Below are 15353 nucleotides of genomic sequence, written 5' to 3' on the forward strand. Positions count from 1 at the left end.
TCCCGAGAAATTGGAGAGGCGGGCCGCGACCGGCCCGCCCGTGTTCAGATGTTCCGCCTTATTTCGGCGCGACGAGCGACAGCGTGCCCTTGGCGTAATCGCTGTCCTCCCACACGACCCACTTGCCGCCCTGCGCCACATAGGCGGTGATCAGCGCGACAGTGTTCTGGCCGTGATCGTCGAAGGTGATCGGGCCGGTGATCGAGTCGTGCTCCTTGACCTTCGACATGTAGTCGACGACCGCCTTGCGATCCGGGCCCGAGGCCTCGACCGCGTCGATCAGCAGATCCATCGCGGCGAAGGCGAAGGGACCGTAGGCTTCGGGCGGGCTGTCGTAACCGGCGGCGTTGTATTCCTTGAGGAAATAGGCGCCACCCGGCAGTTTCTCGGCCGGCGCGCCTTCGAGGAAGGTCACGGTGCCTTCGGCGAGATCGCCGCCCAGACCCTCGAAGAAGGCATCGGACTTGATCCCCGAGACACCCTCGAAGACGGCCTCGATGCCCAGCTTCTCCATCTGCTGACGCACGCGCACACCACCCGGGGTGAGGCCCGCATAGACCACGACATCGGGGTTGAGTGCCTTCACCTGGGTCAGCTCGGCAGTGAAGTCCTGCTGATCGGAGGTCACGCCGAAGGTGCCGACCACCTCGGCCCCGTCCTGAGCGAGGAATTGCGATAGGTACTTGTTGTGACCTTTGCCGTAATCGGTCGTGTCATGGATGATCGCGAAGGTCTTGTAGCCAAGCCCGGTCATGAACTGGGCGGCCTTTTCGTTCTGGTTGATCATCGTGCCGTTGACGCGGGTGATCTCGGGGTAGTCGTTGCCATAGGTGATATCGGGCAGCACCGCGCCCCAGACCGTCATCGGCAGGCCGAAGCGGTGATAGACATCGACCGTGCCCATCGCCACGGCCGAGCAGTAATGCGCGATCGTGCCGATGACCTTGCGATCGGTCGCCATCTTGGTTGCGACCTGCACGCCGACATTCGGTTTGCATTCGTCATCGAGCGCGACGAGCTCGTAATGATATTTCGAGTCCGGGTCGGCATTGCGCAGCTTCACCGCAAGTTCAGCCGAATTGCGCCCGCCCAGCCCCATCGAGGAGACGCCGCCCGTCAGCGGTCCGATGAAGCCCAGCTCGACCGTATCCTTGGCCTGCGCACCTGTCGCGACGAGCAGCCCTGCCGTGGCGCCGAGCGTGAAGACGATCCGGCGAAGCCCGTTTCCAGTATTGAATTTCATTCCACTTTCCTCAAGGTTGCCTGACGAAGATTGAGATGTGAGGAAAGTTTGCGTCGCGCTTTTGAATAGGGTTCAACTTTTTCTCGATATTTTTGATATTTTTGACATACATTACAAACACGACGCTTCTATGAGCCAGGTTTCGAGGGATGGGCGTAAAAATTAGGCACGATGACGATCGCGGGACGGGACGAGACGGCGACAGAGGCACGGCCGAGTCGACGCAGCGCACCATGTCGGATCTGGGGGCGCGGTTGCGTGAGACGCGCAAGGCACGCGGCAAGACCTTGCAGGTGCTGGCAAAGGAGGTCGGCTGCTCACCCTCCATGCTCTCGAAGATCGAGACCGATCAGGCGACGCCCTCGTTACGCACCTTGCATCGCATTCTCGCGGCGCTCGACACCTCCATCGTGGCGTTGTTTGCCAGCGAAGGCTCGCAGGACGAGATCAGCGTGATGCGCGCCGAACAGCGCCCCTCGGTCAAGGTCAGCCACGGCGGCGCGAGCGGGGCGATCCTCCTCGAGCGCCTGACGCCGACCTTCCCCGACCTGATGCTCGACGCGAATATCCACGCGCTCGAACCCGGTGCCGAAAGCGGCGGCGACATCCATCACGCGGGCCAGGAAGTCGGATATATCCTGGAAGGCCGGGTGGAGCTGATCGTGGACGGGCAGAGCCACTTCCTCGGCCCGGGCGACAGCTTCTTCTTCGCGTCGAACCTCCCGCATCGCTATCGCAACATCGATCCGGGCACCTCGCGCATTCTGTGGGTGGCAACGCCCGCAACCTTCTGAGGCGCAAGGCGCCAAGCCAGACACACGGGCTGTGGGGAGCCGGTCAGGATTGCATGCACCCCGGCGGGATTGCGCGAACGACCGACGAGAGCGCCTGTCCCCTTTGCACCGTCCCACCGTTCTTCGGGCATTTGGCCGCTGGCGGGAATATCGCCACTGTGAGCGCCTGGGGGAGCTGCTGAAGCGCACCGTGGAACGCATTTCTCTTCCGGATTGTATTTTGCCCACGGCACAGATGGCCCCTTCGGCTTTGGTTGAGGCAAGCGGGTTTCCATCGACGCCACTTTCAACCTCGGATGCGTGGCGCCGCAGCGAGCCCCCGGCCCTCGCCCTGACAAATCCCGATCTCGCCAAGAAACGCTACGAAACCAGGCGAACACTCACAGTCATCGGCCGAAAACCCGACGTCCCAAGGCCGCACAAGATTCGAGACTTTTCGCGGAACGCTCCGCACCAAACCATCGATTTCGGGGAAAATCCCGGATGGATCCATACGTGAAGCGCGCAAATTTCGTGCACACATCGTCAATTTTTAACTATTTTTGTATACAAAATGACTTTGCGGACGTATTCGCAGGTTCAACTCTTTGGCATCGCGCCGTGATCGTTTCTCTAAGAGCTGTGTCTTACCTCCCCGATGAAAGGACAGCCAATGGACAGACGTAAATTTCTCGCCGCAGGCGCGACCCTCGCCGCCGTTCCCCTCGCGACCCCCTCGATCGCCCGCGCGCAGACGAGCTTCAGCTGGAAGATGACCAATGCTTACGGTCCCGGCTCGCCTTTCTATGTCGAAGGCCCCGGCAGCCCGACCGATTTCTGCAAGAAGGTCGAGGCGATGTCCGACGGCCGCCTGAAGATCCAGCATTTCGCGGCCGGAGAGCTGATCCCGGCGCTCGAAGGGTTCGATGCGGTGCGTTCGGGCGCAGTCGAGATGAACGCGGCCAATGCCTATTTCTGGGCCGGCAAGCTTCCGGCGGCGCAGTATTTCACCACCGTTCCTTTCGGCCTGAACTTCCAGGGCATGAATGCCTGGCTCTATCACGGCGGCGGCATGGAACTCTGGGACGAGCTTTACGCTCCGCTCGGGCTCAAGGCGCTGCCGATGGGCAATACCGGCGTGCAGATGACCGGCTGGTTCCGCAAGCCGATCGAAACGGTTGCAGATTTCCAGGATCTGAAGATGCGGATTCCGGGCCTGGCGGGCAAGGTCTATGCCAAGCTCGGCGTCGACGTGAAACTCCTGCCTGGCGGCGAGATCTTCCCGGCGCTCGAGCGTGGCGTGATCGACGCGGCGGAATTCGTCGGCCCCTATCAGGATCGCCGCCTCGGCCTGCAGAACGCTGCGAAATACTACTACACGACCGGCTGGCACGAGCCCTCGAACGTCACCGAGCTGCTGATTGGCAAGGCCGCCTGGGACAGCCTGCCCGCCGATCTTCAGGCGATCGTCTCGACCGCTGCGATGGCCTGCAACCTCGAGAGCCACACCTGGTGCGAGGCGAATAACGCCGCGGCGCTGAAGGATCTCGTCGAGAATTCGGGCGTGATCGCGAATGTCCTTCCCGATGAGGTCGTGGCCCAGCTGCGTACCGTCACCGAGGAAGTTCTTGCAGAGGGCGCCGCGGCTGATCCCGCGACCAAGAAGGTGCATGATGCGTTCATGGCGTTCCGCGCCGAGCACCGGGAATGGGCGGCGATCTCCGAGAAGCCCTACCACAACCTGCCGGCGTGAGACGATGACCGGTCTTCTCCATAAGATCGCGGGCGGTGCCGGAGGCACCGTCCGTATCATTGGCCAGATCGCGGCCTGGAGCGGGCTCGCGCTCGTTCTGCTCGTCGCGCTCAACGTGCTGTTTCGCTATTTCTTCTCCTTCGGCTCCGTCGCCCTCCAGGAGGGCGAATGGCACCTGATGGCGGTGGGCGCGCTCTTCGGCATGTCCTACGGGCTCAATCAGGGCGGCGAGGTGCGTGTCGATATCTTCTACGCGAAGATGGCGCCCGGAATGCAGGCGCTGATCGACCTGGTTTCGAACATCACGCTCGGCGCAATCGCGGTGATCATCGGCTGGCTCTCGATCGCCTATGTCCAGAGCAGCTACGCGATCGGTGAGGGCTCTCCCGATCCCGGCGGCCTGCCCTATCGCTACATCCTCAAGGCGGCGATCCCCGCAGCCTTCGCCCTTCTCGCCCTTCAAGCCGTCGCGATGACGGCCGAAAGCCTCGCGCGGCTGATCCCCCATATCACCCGCGACGGGCGCTCGACCTGATGGATACCCTCTCCCGATGCCCGTGAATGAAATCCTTGCCCTGTGCATGATCGGAGCTTTCTTCGTGCTCCTGCTCGGCGGCCTGCCGGTGGCGGTATGCCTTGGCGCAACCGGCCTGATCTTCGGCTATGCCGGGTTCGGCCCGATGCTGTTCTCGCTCCTGCCCGCGCGGATCTTCGGCGTGGTCACCAACTACACCCTGCTTGCGCTGCCCCTGTTCATCTTCATGGGGATCATGCTCGAGCGATCTAAGATCGCCGAGAACCTGTTAGAAGTGATCGGTCTCGCCATGGGCGGGCTGCGCGGGGGGATGGCGCTGGCGATCATCCTCGTGGGCGTGCTGATGGGCGCGGCGTCGGGCGTCGTTGGCGCGACGGTCGTCACGGTCGGCCTGATCGCACTCGGCCCGATCATCCGGCGCGGGTACGACGCGGGCGTTGCCTGCGGCGTGATCTGCGCCTCCGGCACGCTCGGGCAGATCATCCCGCCGAGCCTTGTGCTGATTTTGCTGGCCGATATCACCGGCGAATCCGTCGGCACGCTTTTCGCCGCGGCGCTGATCCCGGGCCTGCTGCTCTCGGGGCTCTTCATCGCCTATGTGCTGATCCTCGGCATCATGAGCCCCCATCGCGTCCCGGCCATCCCGGCGGAGGAGCGCGCGACCTATTCCAGACGCGACATCGGGATGAAGCTGCTCAAAGTGGTGCTGCCGCCGATCCTGCTGATCGTCGCGGTGCTAGGATCGATCATCGGCGGCGTCGCGGCGCCGACCGAGGCCGCCTCGATGGGCGCGTTCGGCTCGATCCTGCTGGCTGCCGCCTCCGGACGGCTGAACTTCACGATCCTGCGCGAGACGGTGCGCTCGGCCTTCGTCACGAGCGCGATGGTCTTCCTGATCCTGATCTTCGCGCAGCCCTTCGGCCTCGCCTTCCGCGGCCTTGGCGGCGAACGGCTCGTGCAGGACGCCTTCAGCGCGGTTCCGGGCGGGCTGACCGGACAGATCTTCTTCCTGATGGCGCTGTTATTCGTGCTGGGCTTTTTCCTCGAATGGATCGAGATCTCCTATATCGCCCTGCCGCTTTTCCTGCCGATCTTTCATGCGGCCGGCGTCGACATGGCGTGGATTTCGATCCTCGTCGCGGTAAACCTGCAAACATCCTTCCTGACGCCGCCCTTCGGCTGGTCGCTCTTCTTCCTCAAGGGGGTCGCGCCCCCTTCGGTGAAGACGAGTGACATCTATCGCGGCGTCATCCCCTTCATCGGCTTGCAGCTCATCGGGCTGTGGCTCGTCTATCTCTTCCCGCAGCTCACGACCTGGCTGCCCAATCTGATCGGATGGTAAGACATGCTCTATTCGGCACTCGGCTATAACGGCGCGATGAGCGCGCCCCACCGCGCTGCTGCGCTGGCCGGACAGGAAATCCTGGCGGCGGGCGGCACCGCCATCGAGGCGATGGTGGCCGCGGCCGCGACCGTCGCGGTGACATACCCGCATATGAACGGGATCGGAGGGGACGGGTTCTGGCTGATCCATCGCCCGGGAGAGAAACCGATCGGGATCTTCGCGGGCGGTCATGCCGCGGCGCTGGCGACGCCCGAATGGTATGCGGCCCAAGGCCATTCGGACACGATCCCCGCGCGCGGCGGGCTGGCCGCGCTGACCGTGCCGGGTACGATCGGCGGCTGGGAGGCGGCGCTCGATCTGGTCGATCCGGCCAAGCGTCTGCCGCTCGAGCGGCTGCTCGCGAACGCGATCGGCTATGCGCGCGACGGGATCGCGGTGACCGGCAACCAGAGCCGCACGACAGCGGAAAAACTCGCGGGGCTCGAGGCCGTACCGGGCTTTGCCGAGACCTTCCTGATCGATGGCAAGGTGCCTCAGGCCGGCGCGCGCATGAAACAGGAAGCCCTGGGGCGCACGCTGGAACGTCTCGCCACCGAGGGTCTGCGCAGCTATTACGAGGGGGATCTCGCCCGCATTCACGGCGACTTCCTCGAGGCGCAAGGCAGCCCGCTGCGCGCCAGCGATTTTGCCGCCTACCGCGCACAGCAGGTGACGCCGCTTGAAGTCACCACCTCTCAAGGCACGCTTTACAACATGACCCCGCCCACGCAGGGCATCGCCTCGCTGATGATCCTCGGGATCTTCGACCGGTTGGGCGTCAGCGAAGGCGAAGGGTTCGACCATATCCACGGGCTGATTGAATCCACCAAACAGGCCTTCATCCTGCGCAACGCCGAGCTGGGCGACCCCGCCACGATGCGCGAACCCGCGCAGGACTGGCTGACAGAGGACCGGCTCGACGCGATGGCCGCGAAGATCGACCGTGAAACCGCGCTGGAATGGCCCTACGACCCCAAGCAGGGCGACACGATCTGGATGGGCGCCGCGGATCGCGACGGCACCGTGGTCAGCTTCATCCAGAGCGTGTTCTGGGAGTTCGGCTCGGGCCTCACCTGCCCGGAAACGGGGGTCTTCTTCCAGAACCGGGGCGCGGGCTTCTCGCTGCAGCCGGGGCCGAACCAGCTCGCACCGAGCAAGCGTCCTTTCCACACGCTCAACCCTGCGCTCGCGCATCTGCCTGACGGGCGTGTCTTCGCCTATGGGACGATGGGCGGCGAGGGCCAGCCGCAGACGCAATCGGCGGTCTTCACCCGCTACGCGCAATTCGGCATGGACCTGCAAGCCGCCGTCACCGCGCCGCGCTGGCTGCTGGGCAAGACCTGGGGGGATGCGACGACGACGCTCAAGCTCGAAAGCCGCTTCGATCCCGAGCTGATCGAGGCACTGCGCGCGGCCGGCCATCAGGTCGAGATGATCCCCGACTATTCCGATCTCGCGGGTCACGCCGGCGGTGTCGTCCTCCACCCTGACGGGCTTATCGAATCCGCAACCGACCCGCGCGCCGATGGCGCCGCCTTGAGTTTCTGACCATGACCGATCTTTCCCTTCTTCAACTCGCGATGATCCTCGGCGGCGTCGCGCTCACCGCAATCCTCGCCGGCATTCTCGCGGGCCTGCTGGGCGTAGGCGGGGGCATCGTGCTGGTCCCGGTGCTGTTCTGGATCCTCTCGATGACGAATTTCCCACCCGAGCTGTCGATGCACATGGCGGTGGCGACCTCGCTCGCGACGATCATCTTCACCTCGATCTCCTCCGCCCGCGCCCATAACAAGCGCGGGTCGGTCGATCGCAGCCTGCTGCGGCTCTGGGCGCCCGGCATCGTGCTCGGCGCGTTCAGCGGCGGCCTGGCTGCGAAATATATCGACGCGAGCGGACTCAAGGCGATCTTCGGCACGATCGCGCTTCTGGTCTCGATCAACATGGCGACGCCGAAAACGCTTGTAATCAGTGATCACCTGCCGCGCTCCAAGGCGGTGAACGGGGCCATCTCCTATCTCACGGGGCTATTCTCGGCACTGATGGGGATCGGTGGCGGCACGCTCTCGGTCCCCTTGCTGAGCGGCTTTTCGGTCGAGATCCGCCGCGCGGTCGGTACGGCTTCGGCTTTCGGCTTCATCATCGCGGTGCCGGCGGTGCTGGGCTTCATCTATTCGGGTCTTGGCGTAGAGGGACGTCCGCCCCTCTCGCTGGGCTATGTGAACCTGATCGCCGCGGGCATCATCCTGCCCTTCACGGTCGGCTTCGCCCCGGTGGGCGCAGCGCTTGCGCACAATCTCGACACGGTCTGGATCAAGCGTGCCTTTGCGCTCTTCCTCGGGATCACCGCGATCCGGATGCTGCTCTCGGTCTTCGGCTGAGCCTCAGCGCATCCGCGTCAGAACCTCGCGCGCGGCACTCACAAGGTGCCGCCGCAACGCATTCTCGGTCCGCTTGGGATCGTGGTCGAGCAGCGCCGAGACGATCGCCTCGTGTTCTTCGTTCGAGACCTCCATCCGCACATCGTTGCGCAGCTGCGACTTGCGGAACGGAGCGAGCTTGAGCCGCAGCGCGTTCGACAGCTCGATCAGATCGCGGTTATGGGTCGCGTCGTAGATGCGCTGGTGGAATTCGGTATTGGCGGCCTCATAGGCCTCGAACTCGCCGCGCTGCGCCATCTGCCCCATCGCGCGATGCAGATCCTCGATCTCCGCCCGCTCGCCGATCGTCATCCGGTCCGCAGCCAGACGCCCGCACATCGCCTCGATCTCGCCCATCGCCTCGAACATCTGCTCGATCCGCTCGCGCGTGATGTTGGCGACGACCACGCCTCGATAGGGCATCCGCTCGGCCAGCGACATCGCGACGAGCTTGTGCAGCGCCTCGCGGATCGGCGTGCGCGAGACACCGAAACGCTGAACGAGCGACAACTCGTCGAGCTTGCTGCCCGCCGTCAGATCGCCTGAAACGATCTCGGCTTCGAGCTGTTCAGCGATCACCGTTCCCTGCAATTTGCGCGGTGCCGGCGTCTGCGTCCCTTCTGATGCCGGCATGCGCCCTCCCTGGTTCATCAGCTGCCCTTTATCTCCCTGTTTTTTATAGGATCGACGCACGAGTTTCCAGAGCGATGGCCCACCTAGCCCCTATTCTCCCATCGGTTTTCGGGCGGCACGGACCGCCTTGCGAGGAAGCCACCCGCGCCGAGGGCTGCCTGCCGCCTCAGCGCGAGGCAATCGGCAAGATGCCGACCCGGGCCCGCCCCCCTTCGCCCTTCCCAAATCGTGGAAGTTGCGGCAATCTCCTTGCCAACCAAAAGGAGCAGTTCATGCCCAATCAAAGAATGGCATCGGCCTGATGGGCGTGCTTTTCAGCCTTTTCGCAACGGCTGGCTCGCGGCTTGTCGGGATCGCGCTGGCGCTTGCGATCTGGCTGATCTCTCGCCCCGGCGGGTGGGCGGTATTGGTTGTGTTGATCTTGCTGGGATTGAAGGTCTTTCCCGACGGAAATTCGTAAAAGGGAATAGGGGACAAAATGGGTATCGAGAACATTCTGGGCGGCGGCGACATCGTGATGATCGCCGTCGCGGCGCTGCTGATCCTGTCGGTTTTCCTTGGAGTCCGGATCGTGCCGCAATCCGAAAAACACGTGGTCGAGCGCTTTGGACGGCTGCGCGCCGTGCTCGGACCGGGGATCAACTTCATCGTCCCCTTCCTCGACCGCGTCCCCCACAAGATCTCGATCCTCGAACGCCAGCTCCCCAATGCGCTGCAAGACGCGATCACCGCCGACAACGTGCTGGTAAAGGTCGAAACCTCGGTCTTCTACCGCATCACCGAGCCTGAAAAGACCGTCTACCGGATCCGCGACGTGGATGCGGCGATCGCGACGACGGTCGCGGGGATCGTGCGCTCCGAAATCGGCGTGATGGAACTCGACGAGGTGCAATCGAACCGCTCGCAACTCATCGCCAAGGTGCGTGAGCAGGTCGCCGCGATGGTCGATGACTGGGGGATCGAGGTGACGCGCGCCGAGATTCTCGACGTCAATCTCGACGAGGCGACGCGGGCCGCGATGCTCCAGCAGCTCAATGCCGAGCGGGCCCGCCGGGCGCTCGTCACCGAAGCCGAGGGCAAGAAACGCGCGGTGGAACTTGCCGCCGAGGCACAGCTTTTTCAGGCGCAGAAAGAGGCCGAAGCCCGCCGGATCGGCGCCGACGCCGAGGCCTACGCAACTGAGGTGGTGGCCGCAGCCATTGCCAAGAACGGGCTTGAAGCCGCGCAATATCAGGTGGCGCTGAAACAGGTCGATGCGCTCTCGCAGGTCGCCAAGGGTGAGGGCAAGCAGACGGTGATCCTGCCTGCCGCGGCACTCGAAGCCTTCACCAATGCGTTCAAGCTTTTGGGGGCGAAATGATGGAATACTGGCAAATGCCCTGGGTCTGGGTGCTTGCGGGCGTGATCCTCGCCGGTGCAGAGATGCTGATCCCGGGCTTCCTCTTCCTCGGTTTCGCAATCGGCGCGGTACTGGTCGGCGCGCTGATCTGGATCGGGCTGTTGGGCAACTCCATAGCCGTAACCCTCGTGGTCTTCGCCGTGCTCTCGATCATCGCCTGGCTCGCACTGCGCAAGGGAATGGGCGTGCGCAAGGGGCAAACCAAGCTCTGGGATCGCGACATCAACGAAAACTGAGCCCGCGTGACGGAACGGTGTGCTGGCGTCGCCGGTTCTTCGATAAGTCTTTGAACGGCAGATTTTCACCTGTAACGATTACCCAAGCGAGACCCGCGGTCGGCTTTTTCCGATCGCGCTCGTCTTCGCTCCGGGGTCGTCACTAGTATTACGGTGGCAACCTCCCTGAGCGGCAACGAGAGCGTCGAGGTGACGCTTGTCCCGGCTTCCAAGTGAGAGGCCCGGTCCGGCCATTTCCGGGTGGGCGGGCAAAAGAAAGCGGCGCCCCGATGGGCGCCGTTTTGCCTATGTCGAGAGTTTTTCGGAACTGCCCGGTTGGTCCCACGTTGATGTGCCGAAGACATGCACAAGAGTGATGGGAGAACATCATGGCTACTGAAATTCGTAACGAGAAATCCGGCCTCGGCGGGATCTACTTTGTCCTCGGCGCTGTCGTCGTCGCACTCGGCCTCGTCCTGTGGTTCGTCATGGCCCCGACCGCGGACGGCCCCGGCGTGCCCACCGGCGACGCCAATTCCACTTCGGTCACGATCGAGAGCCAGACCACGGCGCCGGCCCCGGCCGACAGCGCCCCGGCCAGCGATGGCGGCACGAGCGCTCAGGGTTCGGCTTCGGGCGGCACCGCGAACTGATCCGAGACCACATCGAGCCTTCACGGCCTATTGAAGCGGCGTCCTGCGGGGCGCCGCTTTATCATTGGCAACGACCTGCCGATGCCACAGGCCAAAAGGAACGTGGCCACCGGCGGCGCGTTAACCCTTTGGAACAAGATATGGAGCTGTCATGGCGCGCGACCCTTCCCGGCAGACCAGCCTTGGCGGGCTTTTATTTACCCTCGTGGCCCTCGCGGTCGCCTTGGGCGTGGTTGTCTGGCTGGTGGCCGATACCCCCATCGACGGTGGATCGCAGACCGCGACGGATCCGCCGCCGTTGAACCCCGTCAGCGATTCGGAGGCGACGATCGAGGTCTCGCCCGCGCCGCATACGAGCGGCCCGGCAACGGGCGGTGCGGGCCAGTAATTCAGCTGCGCAGTTCTGCGACGATCGCCTCTGCCGCCGCACGCGGATCGGCGGCGCGGTGGATCGGGCGGCCGACAACGATATGATCCACGCCGGCTTCGACAGCCGCGGCGGGCGTGGCGATACGCTTCTGATCACCCAGCTCGGCCCCGGCGGGACGCACGCCCGGCGTCACGATCAGCTTGCCGTTCGCTTCCGGAAGCGCGCGGATCATCGCGGCCTCCTGCGGCGAGGCGATCACCCCGTCGGCGCCCGCCTCGAAGGCGCGTCCGGCCCGTTCCGCCACGAGATCGCGGATCGCGCCTTCCTTGATCAGAGCCCCATCAAGATCCTCGCGATCAAGCGAGGTCAGGATCGTCACCGCGAGGATTTTCAGGTCTTTGCCCGCCGCGCCTTCCTTCGCGGCTTTCACCACGTAGGGATCGCCGTGCACGGTCAGGAAATCGAGGTCGAACTGCGCCAGCCCGCGCACGGCATTTTCCACCGTCGCGCCAATATCGAAGAGCTTCATGTCGAGGAAGATCCGCTTGCCCTGATCCTGCTTGAGCTCGGTCGCGAGCGCCAGCCCGCCCCCGGTCAGCATACCCAGCCCGATCTTGTAGAAGGAGACCGCGTCACCAAGCTGGTTGGCCAGCATCAGGCCTTCATATGCGTTGGGCACGTCGAGAGCGACGATCAGGCGGTCATCGGCAGGCAGGGTCAGGTCGGTCATCGGGGGGCTCCTTTGCGGGTCGCCCCCTGATGCGGGTCAATGGCCGCGACGTCAAGCGGGCGCGGCCCGATCAGAGACCGCCGATCCCGCGCCGCTGCGCCTCGCGCGTCAGCGCGCGGGTCAATTGGCGATGGCTGATGCCGGGCGCGGCGTCAACGCGAACGGGAACCCGCAGGGGTTCGACGAGGCCGGGGGTGAAGAATTCAACGACCGCCTCGAACCGGCGATGCGCGGCGTTATAGATCAGGCGGGCGATACGCGTGGCCGTGGCGTGATGCATCGGCGGAGCCTCCATTCCATCGGGACTGTCGAAAGGTAAACGCCAATTCTTGCGATTTGGTTTCCTGCTGCGGCGAAATGGCCGGTCCGGACCCTTGAAGCCCCCGCGCTCAGCGCCCATTTTCCTATCGAGACCCGGTCAGGACGGCGCCTATTCAGGGCCAGACACATCCCGGGGGCTTTAGAAAAGGAGAATACCGATGAACATGGAGAAGTTCACGGAGCGGTCTCGCGGTTTCCTTCAGGCCGCGCAGACCATTGCGATGCGCGAGGGGCATCAACGTGTGGTGCCCGAGCATCTTCTGAAGGCATTGATGGATGACGACCAGGGCCTTTCGGCCAACCTGATCAAACGATCGGGCGGCGAGCCTGTGCGCGTGCAGGAGGCGGTCGATCTGGCGGTCTCGAAACTCCCGAAAGTGTCGGGCGGCGACGGTCAGGTCTATGTCGAGCAGAACCTCGTGCGGGTGCTCGACGAGGCCGAGAAACTCGCCAAGAAGGCGGGCGACAGCTTCGTTCCGGTCGAGCGCGTGCTGATGGCACTCGCGATGGTCAACACAAAGGCGAAGGACTGCCTTGATGCGGGCGCTGTGACCGCACAAAAACTCAACGCCGCGATCAACGACCTGCGCAAGGGCCGCACCGCCGACACGGCCTCGGCCGAAGAGGGCTATGAGGCGCTAAAGAAATACGCGCGCGATCTGACAGAGGCCGCCGAACAGGGCAAGATCGACCCGATCATCGGCCGCGACGAGGAAATCCGCCGCGCGATGCAGGTGCTGTCGCGCCGGACCAAGAACAACCCGGTTCTGATCGGTGAGCCCGGCGTGGGTAAGACCGCGATCGCGGAAGGCCTTGCGCTGCGCATCATCGACGGCGACGTGCCGGAATCGCTGCGCGACAAGAAGCTTCTCGCGCTCGACATGGGTGCGCTGATCGCGGGCGCGAAATATCGCGGCGAATTCGAGGAACGTCTGAAGGCGATCCTCAAGGAGATCGAGGCCGCAGCCGGCGAGATCATCCTCTTCATCGACGAGATGCACACGCTCGTCGGCGCGGGGAAATCCGACGGCGCGATGGATGCCGCGAACCTGATCAAGCCTGCGCTGGCCCGTGGTGAGCTGCACTGCGTGGGGGCTACGACGCTTGATGAGTACCGCAAATATGTCGAGAAGGACGCGGCTCTGGCCCGGCGTTTCCAGCCCGTTATGGTGGAAGAGCCGACGGTCGAGGACACGATCTCGATCCTGCGTGGCATCAAGGAGAAATACGAGCTTCACCACGGGGTGAAGATCTCGGACTCGGCGCTGGTGGCGGCCGCGACGCTCTCGCATCGCTATATCACCGACCGTTTCCTGCCCGACAAGGCAATCGACCTCGTCGACGAGGCCGCCTCGCGTCTGCGCATGGAAGTGGACAGCAAGCCCGAGGAGCTCGACGCCCTCGACCGTCAGATCCTGCAGATGCAGATCGAGGCGGAAGCGCTGAAGAAAGAGGACGACACCGCGTCGAGGGATCGTCTTGAAAAGCTCGAGAAGGAGCTGGCCGATCTGCAGGACCGCGCCTCGGAGATGACCGCCAAATGGCAGGCCGAGCGCGACAAGCTGGAATCGAGCCGTCACCTGAAAGAGCAGCTCGACAAGGCCCGGGCCGAGCTCGATCAGGCCAAGCGCGAGGGCAATCTCGCCCGCGCAGGTGAGCTGTCCTACGGGATCATCCCGAGCCTCGAGAAGCAACTTTCCCAGGCCGAAGAGGCCGAGGGCGAAGAGCTGATGGTCGAGGAATCGGTACGTCCCGAACAGATCGCCGAAGTGGTCGAACGCTGGACCGGCATCCCGACCTCGAAGATGCTCGAAGGCGAGCGCGAAAAGCTCTTGAAGATGGAAGACGAGCTGCACAAGCGCGTCATCGGTCAGGATGCGGCGATCACCGCCGTGTCGAACGCCGTGCGCCGCGCGCGTGCGGGGCTCAACGACGAGAACCGTCCGCTGGGCAGCTTCCTATTCCTCGGCCCGACCGGGGTGGGCAAGACCGAACTGACCAAGGCCGTCGCGAATTACCTCTTCGACGACGATCAGGCGATGGTGCGGATCGACATGTCCGAGTTCATGGAGAAACACTCCGTGGCGCGGCTCATCGGCGCCCCGCCCGGCTATGTCGGCTATGACGAGGGTGGCGTTCTGACCGAAGCGGTGCGGCGTCGTCCCTATCAGGTCGTACTCTTCGACGAGGTCGAGAAGGCGCACCCGGACGTGTTCAACGTGCTGCTGCAAGTGCTTGACGATGGTGTGCTGACGGATGGTCAGGGCCGCACGGTCGATTTCAAGCAGACGCTGATCGTGCTGACCTCGAACCTCGGGTCTCAGGCGCTCAGCCAGCTGCCGGAAGGCACGGACGACGCGGCTCAGGCCAAGGCGCAGGTCATGGATGCGGTGCGGGCGCATTTCCGCCCCGAATTCCTGAACCGTCTCGACGAGATGGTGATCTTCGATCGCCTGAACCGTGAGAATATGGACGGGATCGTGGAGATCCAGCTCAAGCGGCTGGAGAAACGTCTGGCGCAGCGCAAGATCACGCTCGATCTCGACGCGGCGGCCCGCAAATGGCTTGCCGATGCGGGTTACGACCCAGTCTATGGCGCACGTCCGCTCAAGCGGGTGATCCAGCGCGCCCTGCAAGACCCGCTGGCCGAGGCGATCCTCGGCGGCGAGGTGATCGACGGCGCGACGGTCAACGTCACCGCTGGGCCGGACGGCCTGATCGTGGGCGGTCACAGCGCGCCGCTGGGCGGGACGCAACCCGCCGATGGCGTGCCGCTGCACTGAGGCCGGGTTCAAACCGATTGCGAGGGGCGGAGCGATCCGCCCCTTTTCCATGTCCGGGTCAGGGGGCGCTGCCCCCTCGGGCTTCGCCCTCACCCCCGAGATATTTGGATCAAGAAGAAGCGCGCGATTCCTTCTTCTTGACGA

General features: G+C 64.1%; 16 protein-coding genes. 12 read left to right on the top strand and 4 right to left on the bottom strand.

All coding sequences use genetic code 11. The annotated features are described in order from the left end of the window. Nucleotides 1-58: 58 nt before the first annotated feature. The gene (locus tag BMG00_RS07560; protein ID WP_078526063.1) at nt 59-1243 is read right to left on the bottom strand and encodes a branched-chain amino acid ABC transporter substrate-binding protein; all 1185 of its coding nucleotides are present in this window, start codon (nt 1241-1243) and stop codon (nt 59-61) included. 233 nt (nt 1244-1476) lie between these two features. Here BMG00_RS07560 and BMG00_RS07565 point away from each other — a divergent pair, with 233 nt between their 5' ends. The 6 genes from BMG00_RS07565 to BMG00_RS07590 all read left to right on the top strand — a co-directional run bounded on the left by BMG00_RS07565 (nt 1477) and on the right by BMG00_RS07590 (nt 8066). Then, nucleotides 1477-2037, top strand: a complete 561-nt coding sequence (locus tag BMG00_RS07565) for a cupin domain-containing protein (RefSeq protein ID WP_158521695.1) — start codon at nt 1477-1479, stop codon at nt 2035-2037. Between the two features lie 652 nt (nt 2038-2689). Further along, nucleotides 2690-3769, top strand: a complete 1080-nt coding sequence (locus BMG00_RS07570) for a TRAP transporter substrate-binding protein (protein ID WP_078526067.1) — start codon at nt 2690-2692, stop codon at nt 3767-3769. 4 nt (nt 3770-3773) lie between these two features. Continuing rightward, nucleotides 3774-4304, top strand: coding sequence for a TRAP transporter small permease subunit (locus BMG00_RS07575; protein WP_078526069.1), 531 nt, complete (start codon nt 3774-3776; stop codon nt 4302-4304). Between the two features lie 16 nt (nt 4305-4320). Further along, on the top strand, nt 4321-5646 hold the full coding sequence (locus BMG00_RS07580; RefSeq protein ID WP_078526072.1) for a TRAP transporter large permease: 1326 nt from the start codon (nt 4321-4323) through the stop codon (nt 5644-5646). 3 nt (nt 5647-5649) lie between these two features. Further along, nucleotides 5650-7236, top strand: coding sequence for a gamma-glutamyltransferase family protein (locus BMG00_RS07585; protein ID WP_078573807.1), 1587 nt, complete (start codon nt 5650-5652; stop codon nt 7234-7236). 2 nt (nt 7237-7238) lie between these two features. Then, on the top strand, nt 7239-8066 hold the full coding sequence (locus BMG00_RS07590; RefSeq protein ID WP_078573808.1) for a sulfite exporter TauE/SafE family protein: 828 nt from the start codon (nt 7239-7241) through the stop codon (nt 8064-8066). 3 nt (nt 8067-8069) lie between these two features. Here the strand turns inward: BMG00_RS07590 and BMG00_RS07595 are convergent, their stop codons facing one another. After that, on the bottom strand, nt 8070-8738 hold the full coding sequence (locus BMG00_RS07595) for a GntR family transcriptional regulator (protein WP_168172712.1): 669 nt from the start codon (nt 8736-8738) through the stop codon (nt 8070-8072). Between the two features lie 301 nt (nt 8739-9039). On the opposite strand from BMG00_RS07595, the gene BMG00_RS17605 reads away from it, so the two are divergent. From BMG00_RS17605 to BMG00_RS07615, 5 genes are all read left to right on the top strand, one after another. Continuing rightward, a complete protein-coding gene (locus tag BMG00_RS17605; RefSeq protein ID WP_158521696.1) occupies nt 9040-9198 on the top strand; it encodes a hypothetical protein in 159 nt (52 codons plus the stop codon). A gap of 18 nt (nt 9199-9216) precedes the next feature. Beyond that, nucleotides 9217-10098, top strand: a complete 882-nt coding sequence (locus BMG00_RS07600) for an SPFH domain-containing protein (protein WP_078526080.1) — start codon at nt 9217-9219, stop codon at nt 10096-10098. After that, entirely contained in the window at nt 10098-10373 is a 276-nt protein-coding gene (locus BMG00_RS07605; protein WP_420604812.1) for an NfeD family protein, read from the top strand. Before BMG00_RS07600 ends, BMG00_RS07605 begins: the two co-directional genes overlap by 1 nt. Before the next feature lie 368 nt (nt 10374-10741). Next, nucleotides 10742-11005, top strand: a complete 264-nt coding sequence (locus BMG00_RS07610) for a hypothetical protein (protein WP_078526084.1) — start codon at nt 10742-10744, stop codon at nt 11003-11005. 151 nt (nt 11006-11156) lie between these two features. Continuing rightward, a complete protein-coding gene (locus BMG00_RS07615) occupies nt 11157-11393 on the top strand; it encodes a hypothetical protein (RefSeq protein ID WP_078573810.1) in 237 nt (78 codons plus the stop codon). A 1-nt stretch (nt 11394) separates the two neighbouring features. On the opposite strand, the gene pyrF is transcribed toward BMG00_RS07615, so the two are convergent. Further along, nucleotides 11395-12105, bottom strand: a complete 711-nt coding sequence (pyrF, locus tag BMG00_RS07620; RefSeq protein WP_211274114.1) for an orotidine-5'-phosphate decarboxylase — start codon at nt 12103-12105, stop codon at nt 11395-11397. 70 nt (nt 12106-12175) lie between these two features. After that, nucleotides 12176-12385: a hypothetical protein gene (locus BMG00_RS07625; RefSeq protein WP_146642581.1), complete on the bottom strand. Its 210-nt coding sequence runs from the start codon at nt 12383-12385 to the stop codon at nt 12176-12178. A 199-nt stretch (nt 12386-12584) separates the two neighbouring features. On the opposite strand from BMG00_RS07625, the gene clpB reads away from it, so the two are divergent. Further along, nucleotides 12585-15209: an ATP-dependent chaperone ClpB gene (gene clpB / locus BMG00_RS07630; RefSeq protein ID WP_078573812.1), complete on the top strand. Its 2625-nt coding sequence runs from the start codon at nt 12585-12587 to the stop codon at nt 15207-15209. The last annotated feature ends 144 nt before the right edge of the window (nt 15210-15353 follow it).

Source organism: Thioclava marina (assembly GCF_002020135.1).
Lineage (GTDB): Bacteria > Pseudomonadota > Alphaproteobacteria > Rhodobacterales > Rhodobacteraceae > Thioclava > Thioclava marina.